Origin of the sequence: Ramlibacter sp. PS4R-6, from assembly GCF_037572775.1 — a bacterium.
Lineage (GTDB): Bacteria > Pseudomonadota > Gammaproteobacteria > Burkholderiales > Burkholderiaceae_C > Ramlibacter.
On record NZ_JBBHKA010000001.1, the window covers coordinates 3,392,098 to 3,406,092 of the forward strand.

At 65.3% G+C, this 13,995-nt stretch carries 15 protein-coding genes; 11 read left to right on the forward strand and 4 right to left on the reverse strand.

The window, feature by feature from the left end:
- Positions 1-5 precede the first annotated feature (5 nt).
- From WG903_RS16835 to WG903_RS16850, 4 genes are read left to right on the forward strand one after another with little or no spacing between them, the layout of a single operon-like run.
- Positions 6-2,792, forward strand: coding sequence for a hybrid sensor histidine kinase/response regulator (locus WG903_RS16835; protein ID WP_340077528.1), 2,787 nt, complete (start codon positions 6-8; stop codon positions 2,790-2,792).
- Positions 2,789-3,163, forward strand: a complete 375-nt coding sequence (locus WG903_RS16840; RefSeq protein ID WP_340077530.1) for a hypothetical protein — start codon at positions 2,789-2,791, stop codon at positions 3,161-3,163. The genes WG903_RS16835 and WG903_RS16840 overlap by 4 nt, the downstream gene beginning before the upstream one ends.
- Before the next feature lie 4 nt (positions 3,164-3,167).
- Positions 3,168-3,605, forward strand: coding sequence for a chemotaxis protein CheW (locus WG903_RS16845; protein ID WP_340077532.1), 438 nt, complete (start codon positions 3,168-3,170; stop codon positions 3,603-3,605).
- Positions 3,606-3,629: 24 nt separating this feature from the next.
- Entirely contained in the window at positions 3,630-4,583 is a 954-nt protein-coding gene (locus WG903_RS16850) for a hypothetical protein (RefSeq protein ID WP_340077534.1), read from the forward strand.
- A gap of 7 nt (positions 4,584-4,590) precedes the next feature.
- On the opposite strand, the gene WG903_RS16855 is transcribed toward WG903_RS16850, so the two are convergent.
- Positions 4,591-5,403 (reverse strand): nickel-binding protein, encoded by an 813-nt coding sequence (locus WG903_RS16855; RefSeq protein ID WP_340077536.1) that lies wholly within the window; start codon positions 5,401-5,403, stop codon positions 4,591-4,593.
- A gap of 326 nt (positions 5,404-5,729) precedes the next feature.
- Here WG903_RS16855 and WG903_RS16860 point away from each other — a divergent pair, with 326 nt between their 5' ends.
- Positions 5,730-5,921 (forward strand): hypothetical protein, encoded by a 192-nt coding sequence (locus tag WG903_RS16860; RefSeq protein WP_340077538.1) that lies wholly within the window; start codon positions 5,730-5,732, stop codon positions 5,919-5,921.
- A 3-nt stretch (positions 5,922-5,924) separates the two neighbouring features.
- Here WG903_RS16860 and WG903_RS16865 read toward each other — a convergent pair whose 3' ends face one another.
- A complete protein-coding gene (locus tag WG903_RS16865; protein ID WP_340077540.1) occupies positions 5,925-6,392 on the reverse strand; it encodes a DUF1579 domain-containing protein in 468 nt (155 codons plus the stop codon).
- Positions 6,393-6,507: 115 nt separating this feature from the next.
- Positions 6,508-6,861: a hypothetical protein gene (locus WG903_RS16870; RefSeq protein WP_340077542.1), complete on the reverse strand. Its 354-nt coding sequence runs from the start codon at positions 6,859-6,861 to the stop codon at positions 6,508-6,510.
- 200 nt (positions 6,862-7,061) lie between these two features.
- Between WG903_RS16870 and WG903_RS16875 the strand changes: the two genes are divergently transcribed.
- The 6 genes from WG903_RS16875 to WG903_RS16900 all read left to right on the forward strand — a co-directional run bounded on the left by WG903_RS16875 (position 7,062) and on the right by WG903_RS16900 (position 13,555).
- Positions 7,062-8,846 (forward strand): glutamine--tRNA ligase/YqeY domain fusion protein, encoded by a 1,785-nt coding sequence (locus WG903_RS16875; protein ID WP_340077544.1) that lies wholly within the window; start codon positions 7,062-7,064, stop codon positions 8,844-8,846.
- Positions 8,847-8,859: 13 nt separating this feature from the next.
- Positions 8,860-9,831: a putative phage abortive infection protein gene (locus WG903_RS16880; RefSeq protein WP_340077546.1), complete on the forward strand. Its 972-nt coding sequence runs from the start codon at positions 8,860-8,862 to the stop codon at positions 9,829-9,831.
- Positions 9,828-11,414: a DUF262 domain-containing protein gene (locus WG903_RS16885; RefSeq protein WP_340077548.1), complete on the forward strand. Its 1,587-nt coding sequence runs from the start codon at positions 9,828-9,830 to the stop codon at positions 11,412-11,414. Before WG903_RS16880 ends, WG903_RS16885 begins: the two co-directional genes overlap by 4 nt.
- Positions 11,415-11,633: 219 nt before the next feature.
- A complete protein-coding gene (locus tag WG903_RS16890; protein WP_340077550.1) occupies positions 11,634-12,323 on the forward strand; it encodes a beta/gamma crystallin family protein in 690 nt (229 codons plus the stop codon).
- A gap of 560 nt (positions 12,324-12,883) precedes the next feature.
- A complete protein-coding gene (locus WG903_RS16895; protein ID WP_340077552.1) occupies positions 12,884-13,324 on the forward strand; it encodes a hypothetical protein in 441 nt (146 codons plus the stop codon).
- An 84-nt stretch (positions 13,325-13,408) separates the two neighbouring features.
- On the forward strand, positions 13,409-13,555 hold the full coding sequence (locus tag WG903_RS16900) for a hypothetical protein (RefSeq protein ID WP_340077554.1): 147 nt from the start codon (positions 13,409-13,411) through the stop codon (positions 13,553-13,555).
- Positions 13,556-13,599: 44 nt separating this feature from the next.
- Here WG903_RS16900 and WG903_RS16905 read toward each other — a convergent pair whose 3' ends face one another.
- A complete protein-coding gene (locus WG903_RS16905) occupies positions 13,600-13,824 on the reverse strand; it encodes a hypothetical protein (protein WP_340077556.1) in 225 nt (74 codons plus the stop codon).
- Positions 13,825-13,995: the final 171 nt, after the last annotated feature.

Here is a 13,995-nt window from a genome sequence, read left to right on the forward strand (position 1 = left end):
CTCAAGTGAAGCTCAAGGACCTGATCGAGGCGCTGGCCGGCGAGATCGAGCGCGCCCGGGCGCAGCTCGAGGAAAGCCTGGCCGAACTGGCCACGCGCGATGCCGGCGACCCGGCGTTCCTCGACGCGTACGAGCAGTACAGCGGCCAGGCGCAGCGCATGGGAGAGGCCGCCGAGCTGGCGGGCTTTCCCGGGCTGCAGGCCGTTTGCGCGCACGTGGTGCAGAACTGCCTGCTGCTCACCGTGACGCCGCCCGAGGAACGCGAGCCGCTCGTGACATTCCTGCGCGGCTGGCCGCCCCTGATCGTCTTCTACCTGGGCAACCTGAGCGACCCGTCGGCCGCGGTGGGCCTGATGGACCACCTGACGACGGCACCCGACCCGCTGCCGGAAGAAGAGTCGCTCAAGATCATGCACATGCTGGGCGCGATGCCGCTGCAGGTGGACGGCCCGTCCGAAGACGATGCGCCGCGCCGCCCGGTGGTGGCGACGGCCGACGACGTGGCGCTGGTGATGGCCGACGACGTCGATGCCAAGCTGCTCGAAGGCTTCCAGCACGAAGCGCCCGAACAGGCGCGCTACCTCGTGCAGCTGGCGCGCAACATGGCCGCGGGCGAAGGCGACAGCTCCGACGTGGTCGCGGCCAAGCGCGTGGCGCACACGCTCAAGGGCTCGGGCGCGATCATCGGCCTGCGCGGCATCGCCGCGCTGGGCCACCACCTGGAAGACATCCTCGACCACTTCGAACACGAGGGCTCGCAGGTGGCGCGCCCGGTGGCCGAGGCGCTGCTGGACGCCGCCTTCTGCCTGGAGCAGATGGTGGGCTACGTGATGGGCGCCGACGAATTCCCCGACGGCGCGCAATCGGTGCTGCAGAACGTGCTGGACATCGCGAACCGCATCGACCGCGGCGAGGAGATCGATTCGGCCGCACCGCGTATTGCGTCGGGTGAAGGCCGCAACGCCGCGCCGGCGACTGCCGCAACGCCGAATACCGGCATGCGCGTGAGCGTCGAGCGTGTGGAAGAACTCTTCCGCGTCTCCGGCGAAGTGTCCGTCCACGGCGCGGCCATGGAAGCGCGCGTGAAGGCGCTGGTCGACAGCTCCCGCGAGCTGCTGGCGCAGAACCTGCGCGTGCAGAAGCGCCTGTTCGAGCTGGAGACGCTGGTGGACGTGCGCACGCTCGCCACCATGCGCGGCCGCACTACGCGCGGCGCCGAAGCGGGCTTCGACTCGCTGGAGCTGGACCAGTACAGCGAGCTGCACAGCACTTCGCACGCGCTGGTCGAGGAAGCCTCGGACGCCCGGGCTCTCTCCAGCCGCCTCGAGGAAGAAATCGCGCAGCTGGCCAGCCTGCAGGCGCGCCAGCAGCGCCTGAACAAGGACTTGCAGCACCTGGTGATCGGCACGCGCATGACGGAGGCCGGCTCGCTGGAGTCGCGCCTGCACCGCAACGTGCGCTCCACCTGCCAGGCCACCGGCAAGCAGGCGGCGCTGGTGCTCGAAGGCCCGCAGACGCTGGTCGACGCCGACGTGCTGACGCGCCTGGCCGAGCCGCTCTTGCACATGCTGCGCAACGCGGTGGACCACGGCATCGAGGCGCCGGAAGTGCGCACCAGCCTGGGCAAGCACGCCGAAGGCCGCATCGTGCTGGCGTTCTCGCGCCAGGGCCAGCAGGTGGTGCTGCGCTGCGCCGATGACGGCCGCGGGCTGGACCTGCCGGCCATCCGCCGCCGCGCCATCGAGCGCGGCCTGGTCGCCGAAGACCGCGTGATGAGCGACGAGGAGGTCGCGCGCCTGATCCTGCTGCCCGGCTTCTCCACGCGCGATGCGGTCAGCGAAGTTTCCGGCCGCGGCGTGGGCATGGACGTGGTGCACGAGTGGGTGCGCGGCATGAACGGCACCGTGCGCATCACCTCGCAGCCGGGCCGCGGCACGACCGTCGAGCTGCGCTTCGCGGCGTCGCTGTCCACCGTGCAGTCGCTCATCGTCGAGGCCGACGGCCAGCGCTTCGCCCTGCCTTCGGTGCACGTCGAGCAGGCGGTGCCGCGCGGCGTGGGCGAGTTCGAGTCGGTGGGCGGGCAGCTCGTGTTCCGCCACGACAAGCGCGCCATCCCGGCGAACCACCTGGCCGACGCCACGGGCTTGCCGCGCGACACCGAGCGCGCGCTCAACGACCACGATGCCGTGATCGTGCGCATCGACGACAAGGTACGCGCCCTGGCGGTGGAACGCCTGCTGGACGCGCGCGAACTGCTGGTGAAGAGCCCCGGCCGCTACGCGCAGCACGTGCGCGGCGTGGCAGGCCTGTCGATCCTGGGCGACGGCAGCGTGGCCGTGAACCTGGACCTGCCGCAGCTGCTGTCCACGGGCTCCGGCGCCGGCGAGGCCGTCGTGCGCACGAAGGCGGTGGAAGCGCCGCGCCGTGAACTGCCCGGCGTTCTGATCGTGGACGACTCGCTGTCGGTGCGCAACTCGCTGCGCCAGCTGGTGCAGGACGCCGGCTACCGCGTGGAAGCCGCGCGCGACGGCGTCGAGGCCATCGATACGCTGCGCGCCTTCAAGCCGCGCCTGGTGCTGACCGACCTGGAAATGCCCAACATGAACGGCGTGGAGTTCACCATGCACCTGCGCGGGCGCGACGACATGAAGGACGTGCCGATCATCATGATCACCTCGCGCTCGCAGGACAAGCACCGCCGCATGGCGGAACAGGCCGGCGTGGACACGTACATGACCAAGCCGTACAACGACGGCGACCTGCTGCAGGCGATCCGCGAGGCGATGGCATGAAGGGCAATTTCGTGCTGTTGCGCGCGGGCCAGCTGCGCCTGGTCGTCCCGCAGGACGACATGGGCGTGGCGCGCTACATCGACGCTGGCGAAGGCGACGACTGCTTCGCCTTGTCGGACACGATGAAGCTGCTGCCCCATCGCCCGCCGGGGCGCTTCATCGCCGCCGAGTTCAACGGCGAGCACGCGGGCGCCCCCTGGTGCTGGGACGAATTGCGCGTGCTCATCGACGTCGAGCTGCATGCGATCCCCGTGCCGCGCGCGCTCGTATCCGGCAATACGCCTGTGAAAGCTTACGTCGAAGTCGACGGCGAGCTGGCTTTCCTGTGCGACGCGGCAAGCCTGTGCGGCTACGCCCTGGCCGAAGCCTGACGCCATGGCCGCCGTCGCCCGAATCGTCCGAGACCGCGGCAGCGTGCGCTACGCGCTGCCGCCGCACGTGACGCAGGAGATCGTGGAGCACCCGCAAGCCGTGGCCGTGCCCGGCGCGAACCGCCACGCGCTGGGCCTCATGGCCTGGCAGGGCACGCGGCTTCCCCTCATCGACGTGGCCGTGCGCCTGGGCGCCTGCGCGCCCCGAAGCGGTGCGCCGCGCTACGCGCTGGTCGTCGCCGTCCAGCCAGCGCCCGGCGCGCCGATCGAGCATGCCGCGATCGCGCTCGACGCGTTGCCCGAGACCGTGGCCGTCGACGACGCCGCGGCCTGCGAGATCCCCGCGAGCGACGCCTGGCACAGCGTCGCGATTTCGTGCTTCCTGCACGACGGCGTGCCGGTCCCCATCGTGGACACCGCAAAGGTTGTCATCACGGCTTAGCCGGAACTGGCAAGATGGGGTGGCATGCATGACACGCGCGATGACCGCGAAGTGACCCGGGCCGTGTGCGCGAGTCTCTCGCGCGTCGAGGGATCGGTGATGCAGGAGCTGCTGAAGCTGCGCAACGAGCTCGTCGCCCCGGGCGCCCGCGTGCGCGTGAAGTACGCCGTGCTGTACACCAGCGGCTGGCTGGTGCTGTGGGTGGAAGGCAGCGAGGATGCGGTGCGCAAGGCCATCGCGCGCGCCGCGGCCGACCCGCGCAACGAACACCAGAAGCTCCTGCACTTCAGCCGCGGCCCCGCCGGCCTGGCCGACCGCGTGCTCGTGGCCACGACGCAGACGACGCTGCGGCCCACGCAGTTCGCGCGCTGGGTCGTGCACCTGATCGACGAAGGCGCGGGGATGGAGCCTTCGGAGATCTGGAACCGCCTTGGGGCGCCCTGCCTCATCGACCGCTCGCCGCAGCCGCAGCGCCCGGTGCAGCAGTACGCCTTCATCGCGGCCGACGACCACGGCCCCGTCGACCAGCTGCGCAGGCTCGGCGAACACTTCAAGAGCCCGGTCGTGTACCAGCGCTTTGGCGTCGCGCAGCACCGCTCGCCCGACATGGGCATGGCTTACGTCGACGTATGGGTGCGCAGGGGCCCCGCGCGCATCCGCTTGCTGTCCGGCGCCGCGATGGCGCGCTCGGCCGTGCGCCACTCGATGCCGCCGCTGGACGCCATCATCCTGCTGCTCGGCGGCCGCCCGCTGGCGGTGGTGGAACTGGTGACCAACGTGGCGAAGGCGCTGCTGCCGCTGGAACGCCCGCCGAAGGTGTGGGTGGCCGGCGCGCCGGGCGAGCCGACATCCGCCTCCCTTCGGCTGCTCGAGCAATTGGGCGTGGCGGCCGAAGAAGCGCCACTGCCAGGGACGGGCCGCAACGACCTGGTGGGCCTGCTGGCTGCTGCCGGGCTGAAGCCGGTGGCGAACCGCTGAAGAAAAACTAGTGCGCCGCGTGTACGCGCTGCGGCTGCTCGAAGCCCTTCAGCGTGACTTCGCCGATGTAGTCGAACTCCAGGCCCTTGCCGCCACACAGCTCGGCGACCGCGCCCGAGACGAAACTGCGTGACGGGTCCGCTGCCGCGCACAGGCGCGCCGCCAGTTGCACCGTGGAGCCGAAAAGGTCCTGGTTGCGCTCCACCGGCTCGCCCGCCGCGATGCCCACGCGCACCTGCACGCGCACGGGCGTTGCGTCGCACTTGGCCAGCTTTTCGTGGATCTGCGCCGCGGCCCGCACGGCGCTGGCGGCCGACGCGAACGACGCCATGATCCCGTCGCCCGTGTGCTTCACCTCGCGGCCGTGGAACTCGGCCAGCGCGGCGCGCACGATGTCGTCGTGCAGCCGCAGGCACTGCATGCCCACGTCGTCGCCGTGGCGCTGCGTGATGCCGGTGGAGTTGACGATGTCGGTGAAGAGGATCGAGCGGATGCCGGTGTCCGGCTCCGCGGTGGCGGGGAAGACCGCCGCACCGCCGGTGTTGATGGCGGTACCGCCGAGGAAGCCGTCGGCCACGTCGGGGTCGACCTCGATGATCTTCGACGCGATGAGGCCATGGGCCTCGGCGTGCACGCGCGACGCCAGCTCGGCGGTAGGCGCGCTGCACAAGCAGAAGATCTTGCCGGAGGCCTCGTTCAGCCAGTACTTGTGGTACTCCACGCCGTAGCGGCCCTGCACCTTCATGTCCGCCATGTGGGCGTTGGCGACGTCTTCGGCCTTCGCGCCCTTGACCTCGTGGATATCCATGTACATCGGCATCGCAACTCCAGGCAATAGCGCGCCATTCTGGGGGATGACGGCGCGGAATCAAAGGAGGAGCTTCGGGCCTTGTCTGTCAGCCCCTGTCGGTCTTGTCCTACAAGCACAGCGGTAAGCCGGATTGCACACTTCCTAGCAATCACCCCGACTCCTCTGAGTCCCCTCCTCCTCCGGGGTGAGCTGGTCCGGCCCTCCGTCCCGCGACTAGCATGTTGGGCCCAGTCCATGACTGGGCCCTCTTTTTTTCTGCAAGGTAACGCCGAAGTTGTCCTACCGGCAACGCGCGCACACGCGATTAACATCCGCTCGCAGCAGCAGTAGGCGGTATGAGCGACTGGGACAACACGATCACGAACGGGCAGAAGAAGGCGTTGGCGCGCTTGGCCACCCTTCAGCGCCTGCGGGAAGAGGCGCGCGAAGGCCACCGCCCCGCCATGCTCGACTCGATCGACAAGCTCATCGAGCTGGAGGCGCGCCTGCTGCGCAACCCGCGCGACAAGGAAAACAAGCCGTCCTAGGCTTCAGTCACCGGTGCGCGTGAAGCGCATGTCCCAATTGGTTTCCCAGCTCTTGCCGCCGTCCGGCGAGAACGACTGCTGCCAGCGCGCGCTGGTGGCCGTGATCTCGGACCACAGGTAGCGCACGCGGATCGGCATGCCGCGCAAGGTGTCGTCGCACTCGAACGTGCCCACGCCATCTTCGAAGCGGCCGACCACCGGCGGGTCGAGCTGGTGCGGATTGCGGCCGTCGAACCACCAGATCGCCCACAGGCCGGTCTTCGGGTTGTAGGTGCGCAGCGTGGCCGCGCGGTAGGTGCCCGACGGCAGGTGCAGCACGTTGTCGTCCACGTTGCCGGCGCCGTCCATCAGCGGGCGCAGCGTGGACTGGCCTTCGAACTCTTCCCAATCCGTGCAGCCGGCCAGGCGTTCCTTCAGCCGGCGGTGGTGCACGTGCCACGAGCCGACGAGCGGGGTGAAGTCGTTGTCCATGGCGCGCAGTGTGTGGCCGCGCCCCGCATGAACCTGGCAGGAGCCAAAAAAAAGCCCCGCCAGGTGCGCGGGGCCAGCTTGGAGAACTTCTCTCGTCAGGCAACCATGCGTTCGATCAGTGGTGCTTGCGCCAGTGGCGGTGGCCCTTGTGGTCCACGTAGTAGTGGTTGCGGTACTGCGGGCTCCAGTAGTACTGGACGCCGCTGTAGAACACGGGGCGCGGCCCCCACACGACAGGCGCGGGCTCGTAGTACACGGGCGCCGGCTCGTAGTAGACCGGTGCGGGCGCGTAGTACACGGGCGCCGGGGCGTAGTAGCGCGGCGCGTAGTTGCTGGCGCCGATGGACACGCCCGGCGCCACATTGGCGCCGATCGAGAAATAGACGTTGTCGCGGGCATGGGCCACGGACACGGCGCCGGCGGCTGCGACAGCCAGCGCGGCTGCGATCACGGGACGGCTCAGTTTCATTGCAATCTCTCCTGTAGTGCAGGGCACTCCCAAAAAAAGGCCCTTGCGCTTATTAAACGCAGGGCACTCCATGCGGAATACCCCCTGCACAGTCAAACCCGTGAAGGGAGGTAACGAAGCCTCTCCGAATGCGTGCCGTCCTACACGGCCCGGCCCCACGGGCGGGCCCCTTGTGCAGCGCACCCTAAAATGGTTTCGCCATGACGTCCCCCACCGAGAACAATTCCACGAAGCCGGCCAACTTCCTGCGGCACATCATTGAGCGCGACCTCGAGCAAGGCACCTACGCGCAACGGAAATGGGCGGGCCGCCCGGCGGACGCGGCACAGCACCAAATGGGCACGCCGGACCCGGCCAAGGTGCGCACGCGCTTCCCGCCCGAGCCCAACGGTTATTTACATGTGGGCCATGCGAAATCGATCTGCCTGAACTTCGGGTTGGCGCGCGATTACAACGGCATCTGCCACATGCGGTTCGACGACACGAACCCCGAGAAGGAAGAACAGGAGTACGTCGACGGCATCCTGGACGCCGTGCACTGGCTGGGGTTCGGCTGGGACGCCAACGGCACCAGCCACCTGTACCACGCCAGTGACTATTTCGACTTCATGTACCGCGCGGCCGAATACCTGATCGGCGCGGGCCTGGCCTACGTGGACGAACAAAGCGCCGAGGAGATGCGCAAGAACCGCGGCGACTTCGGCCGCCCGGGCACCGACAGCCCCTTCCGCCAGCGCACGGTGGAACAAAACCTGGCGCGCTTTCGCGAGATGCGCGACGGCAAGCTGGACGACGGCGCCGCGGTGCTGCGCGCCAAGATCGACATGGCCAGCCCCAACATCAACATGCGGGACCCGGCCCTGTACCGCATCAAGCATGCGGAGCACCACAACACCGGCAACAAGTGGTGCATCTACCCGATGTACACCTACGCGCACCCCATCGAGGACGCGCTGGAGAACATCACGCACAGCCTGTGCACGCTGGAGTTCGAGGACCAGCGGCCCTTCTACGACTGGCTCTTGGACCGCCTGGCAGAAGGCGGCCTGATCAACAAGCCGCACCCGCGCCAGTACGAGTTTGCGCGGCTGAACCTCACCTACGTCATCACCAGCAAGCGCAAGCTGAAGCAGCTGGTGGACGACGGCCACGTGACCGGCTGGGATGACCCGCGCATGCCCACCATCGTCGGCATGCGCCGCCGCGGCTACACGCCCGAGGCCATCCAGCTCTTTGCCGAGCGCATCGGCGTGAGCAAGGAGAACACCTGGATCGACTACAGCGTGCTGGACCAGGCCTTGCGCGACGACCTGGACCCCAAGGCGCCGCGCGCGATGGCGGTGCTGGACCCGGTGAAGCTGGTGATCACGAACTGGGCCGAGGTGATGGGCAGCGACGGCAAGCTGGATGCGTGCAGCGCGCCCGTGCACCCGCACAAGCCCGAACTGGGGCGGCGCGAGTTCCAGTTCGGCAAGGAGATCTGGATCGAGCGCACCGACTACGAGGACGTGCCGCCCAAGGGCTACAACCGCCTGTTCCCCGGCAACAAGGTGCGCCTGAAGTACGGCCACGTGGTGGAGTGCACCGGCGCGCAGAAAGATGCGGCCGGGCAAGTGACCGAAGTGCACGCCAAGCTGGTCCCCGACACCAAGAGCGGCACGCCGGGCGCGGACGCGATCAAGGTGAAGGGCAACATCACCTGGGTGAGCGTGGCCGACGGCGTGAAGGCGGAAGTGCGGCTGTACGACCGGCTGTTCACGGTGCCGCAGCCGGGGACCAGCGGCAAGGACGTGATCGAGGAACTGAACCCGGAATCGCTGAAGGTAGTCCACGCGTACGTGGAGCCGGCGCTGAAGTCAGCGAAGGGGGATGAAAGGTTTCAGTTCGAGAGGCATGGGTACTTCGTGGCGGATCGGGGGGATTGCCGCGACGGGAAACCCGTGTTTAACAGGGTGGCGGGGATGAAGGATAGTTGGGGGAAGTAGAACGGGAGGAACGATGAAGCGAAACCGACCAGAAAAGAAACTCTCAGACCTAGGTCTATTCGCAGTTATTGCAGCTGTTGTCGTTGCGCTCTGGTGGCAAGGTTGGCAATGGATCGACAACAACATCAAGAGTCCCGATACAAAAGTACAGTCTCATGAGGCGATGCGCGGGACTTTTGGAGATAAGTTCGGCGCAATCAACGCCCTCTTTTCCGGTCTTGCCTTAGCAGGCGTCATTTTCACAATCTTGTTGCAGAGGCGCGAACTCCGTCTGCAGCGCGAGGACATCGAAGATCAGAATGAAACGCTCAGACGTCAGCGTTTCGAGAATAGCTTTTTTCAGCTGCTATCGCTCCACCGCGATATCTTGGCAAACATTGAACTCTCGTCTTTCAGGCAGTCCGCCGCCTTCCGGTTCTTTGTCGATTCTCTAAAGGCCAGCAGTACGACCTTCAGCGCATTCCAGCCGCTTAGTCGCCTGACGAAGACGGAACTCCACCAGTTGACCGCCAAGCTAGAGCTCACTGATGAGATACGGAAGAAATTGTCTCCCTCAGACATTTCTAACTTAGAAACCGCCTTCGAAAAGGGACCCGGATGCGTTGGGGAGTTCTTGGACGAAGGAATGGAGTTTCATTGGAAGCTACTCGATAAAGCCTATGCATTTGCCGACGAGGGCTCGGAGCGCCGACTTGCCCACTACTTCCGGAATCTCTATCACGTCCTCCGCTTTGTCGACGACGCAGCCGAATTAGAACCTCACGAAAAAAAGACATACGCGCGAATGGTGAGAGCGCAGCTTTCGAACGAGGAACTTGTGGCGGTCCTTTATAACGCGCTAGCACGCGGCTCCTCGGAGTTCGGGTACCCGAAGATGCTGGCGCTCGTCAGAAAATACGACCTCCTCCAAAATGTGTATGCCGGAAGCGTTGTTCATCCAATACATCTGAAGATGCTGAACGCCGTTCCGTTGGAGGCCAAGTGAAACTGCGAGATCCCCGCCCTGAGATCCAGCGACTTGAGGAACTGGTTACCGCAGTTCGACGCGGCGAAATTCGCCTGCCACGCTTTCAGCGCCCCTTTGTATGGTCGAAGTCCGATATGTTGAACTTGCTCGACTCGATCTATAACGGCTATCCGATTGGAAGCATCCTGCTTTGGCATAGCTCAGAGCGGCTAAAGAGTGAGCGCGAGATTGTTGGTTTCGAAGTCGCCACGCAGACTGCCGACAATTACCCGACCAATTATTTGCTGGACGGACAACAGCGTCTTACTACGCTTTGCGGCTCGCTTTTTTGGAACGGAGAGGACGAGCGCAGCATTTGGCGGATATTTTTTGATTTGGAACGCGAAGAGTTCACGTTCGCGAAGAAACCGCTTCCGATTCATTTTTTCCCGATGAACCGTCTGATGTCGACGAGTGACTTTATTAGTCAGTGCACCAGCTTTCAAGCGACTCAGCAGCCGAAGAAATACATAGAGCGAGCAGAAAAGCTTCTGCAATCCTTCAAGGACTACAAGATCGCGGTTGTTCGCATCGGAGACATCCCTCTCGATGAGGTCGCTCCGATATTCGAGCGCATAAACAGCACTGGGCGCAAACTCACGATGGTCGACCTCATGCGCGCGGCAACCTGGAAGGACGGATTTGACCTAACCGATGCCATAGACGACATCGTCGCAGAAGTACGGACTGCTGGGTTTGGTGAGATTCCCGATACGTACGTTCTGCGAGCAATCTCCGCGGCAGCGGGTTTTGGGATCAACAAGGAAGACATTGACAAGCTGCGCCATCTGACCGCTGATCAACTGCGAACCAGAGTAAACGATGCGAAGGTCGCCTTACTGGCAGCTTTGGGGTTTTTGCGAACGAGTGTTTCGTTAGACGATCTCTCGTTTCTCCCGTACGCCCTCCAGTTGACTCACCTCGCGGAGTATTTTCGTCTTAGACCGGAACCGTCCGGTATCGAGCGAACCGTTCTCGCCCAGTGGTTTTGGGCGACGTCTGTCTCAAGGTACTTTGCGAGTGCTAGTACAACCGGTCAAACTGCCAAAGATTTGGATCAGATGCGGAAACTTGCGAGCCGGACTATCCACGGGCTCGCCATCGGGGACGAAGACGAAGAACTGGACATCACACAGTTTTTGTTTAATGCCGCGAATCTTCGCAATGCGACGACGACGGCGTTCGCGCTCTTGCTCAAGTCTATTCGTCCAGCTCGGACAATTTACGGAGAGTTGCTCGACGCCGCGCACATTAAACAAAAGGAGCGGCATATTTTCGATGAGATCGTACCTCCCGACCACAGGTTCGCTAAGCGGAACATAGGTTTGCTTTTGAATCCATTTAAAGAGGTCGAGACCGGTCCCCAGCACCCGATCTACATTCCCGCACTCGAAGAAAACTTCTTGGATGAGGAATGCATCGAACTGTGGGCGTCTGGCGAGATTGATATTCTGGTGAAGCGGCGCGCTGCCATCATTGCCGGACGCATTTCGCATCTGACTGGACGACTCGCAGTATTCAAAGAAGTGGAGCTTGGCGATCCAAGCCCCGCTAACTCCTAGGCACGCCGGAATTCTCCTGAGAGAAGTCGGACTATCACCTGACTTACGTGTCGAGTCGCCTCGACCGCTCCCCATGGTTGGAAGATGCAAGGGGTGCATGTCGCCGGCTTGCACGATGCCCGCCCACAAAGCTCATCGGTAGCGGACTACAGGCATTTACCCAAAAGTCGTCGATGCTCGAGCTTGTCCCGCAAGGCGGGCTCACATTGGAGACACCTCATGAGAATGCAAATCAAATCGGCGCTCGCCGTCGGCGCGCTGATCCTCGGCTCGCAAGCGATGGCCCAAATCGTCCTGTACGAGGGCGAGGGCTTCCGCGGCCGCTCCGTCGTCGTCGACAAGGACATGCGCAACCTGGACCGCCGTGGCCTGGGCAACTCGACACGTTCGATCGTGGTGGAACGGGGCCGCTGGGAAGTTTGCGAGAACCCGCGCTTCGAAGGCAAATGCGCCGTCCTGCGCCGCGGCAACTATCCCAACCTGCGCGGCACCGGCCTCGACGCCAACATCTCGTCCATCCGCAAGGCCAGCGAGGGTCGCCGTTACGAAAACGAGCCGCAAGCCGCAGCCGGCGAAGAGTACCGGTACCGCCGCCGCGCCAATGAGCGCACGACCGAAGTGCCGGTGACCAACGTGCGCGCGATCATGGGCGAGGCCAACCAGCGCTGCTGGGTGGAGCGCCAGGAAGCCGCCCCGGTGGACCCGGGCGCCGCGTTGATCGCGGGCATCCTGGGCTACCAGGTCGGCGGCGCGCAGCAGAACGTGCAGCGCTGCAGGACCGTGCAGGGCAAACCCGCCTACTACGAAGTCACCTACAACTTCCGCGGCTCGCCGCACACGGTGCAGATGGCCGCGCCGCCGGAAAACAACCGCATCGTCGTCAACCAGCGCGGCGAACCCCGCATGTAAGCTGCCACCCGGCAGGCAACAGCAAACGGCGAGCGAGAGCTCGCCGTTTTTCGTTGGGCACTGTCGCGCTCATACATCCGAATGGGCCATTGCTCAGGCAGCGCACTCTCCTTAGGCTTCGCCGAATTAGGGAGAACAGCATGGACAGGCGATCAGCAACGGCGTGGGTTGTCGCAACATTGACCGGCTGTGGCGGTGGCGGAGGCGGCGGTGAAGCCGTCACGTCCGCTGCGGCTCCTTCGCCGGCCCCGGCGCCTGCACCCGCACCCGCGCCGGCTCCTGCCCCGACGCCCGCTCCCGCCCCGGCCCCCACGCCTGCACCGGCACCCGCTCCCACACCGGCCCCGGCACCAGCGCCCACACCGGCGCCTGCCCCCGCACCAACGCCAGCACCCGCCCCGGCGCCCGCTCCCTCCGTCGCGGCAGGCCAAAGCATCGTCATCTGGGCCGATTCGATCGGCATCCCCGTCGCCGCGAACCTGGCGGCGCAAATTCCCCAGCGCGTCGTCTTCGACGGCAGCGCCCTCGGCCAGACGTCCGAGCAGGTGGCTGCGCGCGCCATGTCCGACACGTCCCGCCGCGGCTTCATCCCGGTGATCTGGTGCGGCCACGCCAACCTGTCGGTGTCGATCCACACGCCCGAGCGGGTGGTCGGCGACATCCAGGGCCTGGTCAACGCGCTCATGCCCTACAACGGCGGGCACTTCATCGTCATGTCGATGCACAACGTGGCCACGCCGCGCGGCCGCCGGGGCGGTGCCGATTACCAGCCGGTGCTCGACATCAACGCGCAGCTGCAGGCGCTGTACCCCAGCAACTTCCTGGACACGCGCCACACGTTCATCAACGCGTACAACCCCAACGACCCGCAGGACGTGCTCGACCACAACGACGACACGATCCCGTGGACGTACCGCTCCGACGAGATCCACCTGCGGCAGGCGGGCTCGTCCTGGGCGGCCGCGATGATCCGCGACTTCATCGCCAGCAAGGGCTGGTAAGGGGCGCCGGGCTTCGAGAGTCCGCTTCCTCTCGTTGGGCTTGCTATATTTGCGCCCACTCAGAGAGAAAAGAAGGAGCCCCCCATGCCCAAAGGCGAACAGCGATCCAACAAGATGTCCAAGAAACCCAAGAAGGACCATTCGACGCCGAAGGAAGGCGCCGGCACGTCCGACCGCCCGGTGCCGCCGACCACGGTGGTCATGCCCAAGGGCAAGTTAAAGAACAAATGAGAAACGGGGCCTAGGCCCCGTTTTCTGCTTGATGCGCCGGCGCTTCAGCCGGCGGGCTTGGCGTCCATCACGGTCGCCCACTTGCCCCACGCGTCGTCGGTGGCGCGGCGCGATCCCATCCACGAACGGAATTCATCGCTGGCCAGCGCCTCGGCGTCGTTGGTCTGCGCCTGCACGGCCTTGAATTTTTCTTCGGCAGCCAGCTCGGCGGCTTCGGAGCGCTCGGCGCCGGCTTCCGCGGCCTTCAGTCGTTCTTCCCAATCGCTCATGGTGTTCTTTCCGGTTCGTGGTTAAGCGTGGAGTATGAGGCCTCGTGCGCGGCGCCGCCCGCGAAGGGCCTTTCGATGCTCGGCGGCAGCGGAAAGGCCCACAAGCAACGGAATTCGTCCTACAGGCCCGCGTTGTTCAGGCCCCTACTGTTGTCGCTTCCGTCCACTTTC

Excerpts from the sequence above, each read along its gene's own strand:
- WG903_RS16840 (WP_340077530.1), top strand. The coding sequence starts at position 2,789 with ATGAAGGGCAATTTCGTGCTGTTGCGCGCGGGCCAGCTGCGCCTGGTC.
- WG903_RS16850 (WP_340077534.1), top strand. The coding sequence starts at position 3,630 with ATGCATGACACGCGCGATGACCGCGAAGTGACCCGGGCCGTGTGCGCG.
- WG903_RS16860 (WP_340077538.1), top strand. The coding sequence starts at position 5,730 with ATGAGCGACTGGGACAACACGATCACGAACGGGCAGAAGAAGGCGTTG.
- WG903_RS16875 (WP_340077544.1), top strand. The coding sequence starts at position 7,062 with ATGACGTCCCCCACCGAGAACAATTCCACGAAGCCGGCCAACTTCCTG.
- WG903_RS16905 (WP_340077556.1), bottom strand. The coding sequence starts at position 13,824 with ATGAGCGATTGGGAAGAACGACTGAAGGCCGCGGAAGCCGGCGCCGAG.
- WG903_RS16890 (WP_340077550.1), top strand. The coding sequence starts at position 11,634 with ATGAGAATGCAAATCAAATCGGCGCTCGCCGTCGGCGCGCTGATCCTC.
- WG903_RS16900 (WP_340077554.1), top strand. The coding sequence starts at position 13,409 with ATGCCCAAAGGCGAACAGCGATCCAACAAGATGTCCAAGAAACCCAAG.
- WG903_RS16845 (WP_340077532.1), top strand. The coding sequence starts at position 3,168 with ATGGCCGCCGTCGCCCGAATCGTCCGAGACCGCGGCAGCGTGCGCTAC.
- WG903_RS16895 (WP_340077552.1), top strand. The coding sequence starts at position 12,884 with ATGTCCGACACGTCCCGCCGCGGCTTCATCCCGGTGATCTGGTGCGGC.
- WG903_RS16870 (WP_340077542.1), bottom strand. The coding sequence starts at position 6,861 with ATGAAACTGAGCCGTCCCGTGATCGCAGCCGCGCTGGCTGTCGCAGCC.
- WG903_RS16865 (WP_340077540.1), bottom strand. The coding sequence starts at position 6,392 with ATGGACAACGACTTCACCCCGCTCGTCGGCTCGTGGCACGTGCACCAC.
- WG903_RS16855 (WP_340077536.1), bottom strand. The coding sequence starts at position 5,403 with ATGCCGATGTACATGGATATCCACGAGGTCAAGGGCGCGAAGGCCGAA.
- WG903_RS16880 (WP_340077546.1), top strand. The coding sequence starts at position 8,860 with ATGAAGCGAAACCGACCAGAAAAGAAACTCTCAGACCTAGGTCTATTC.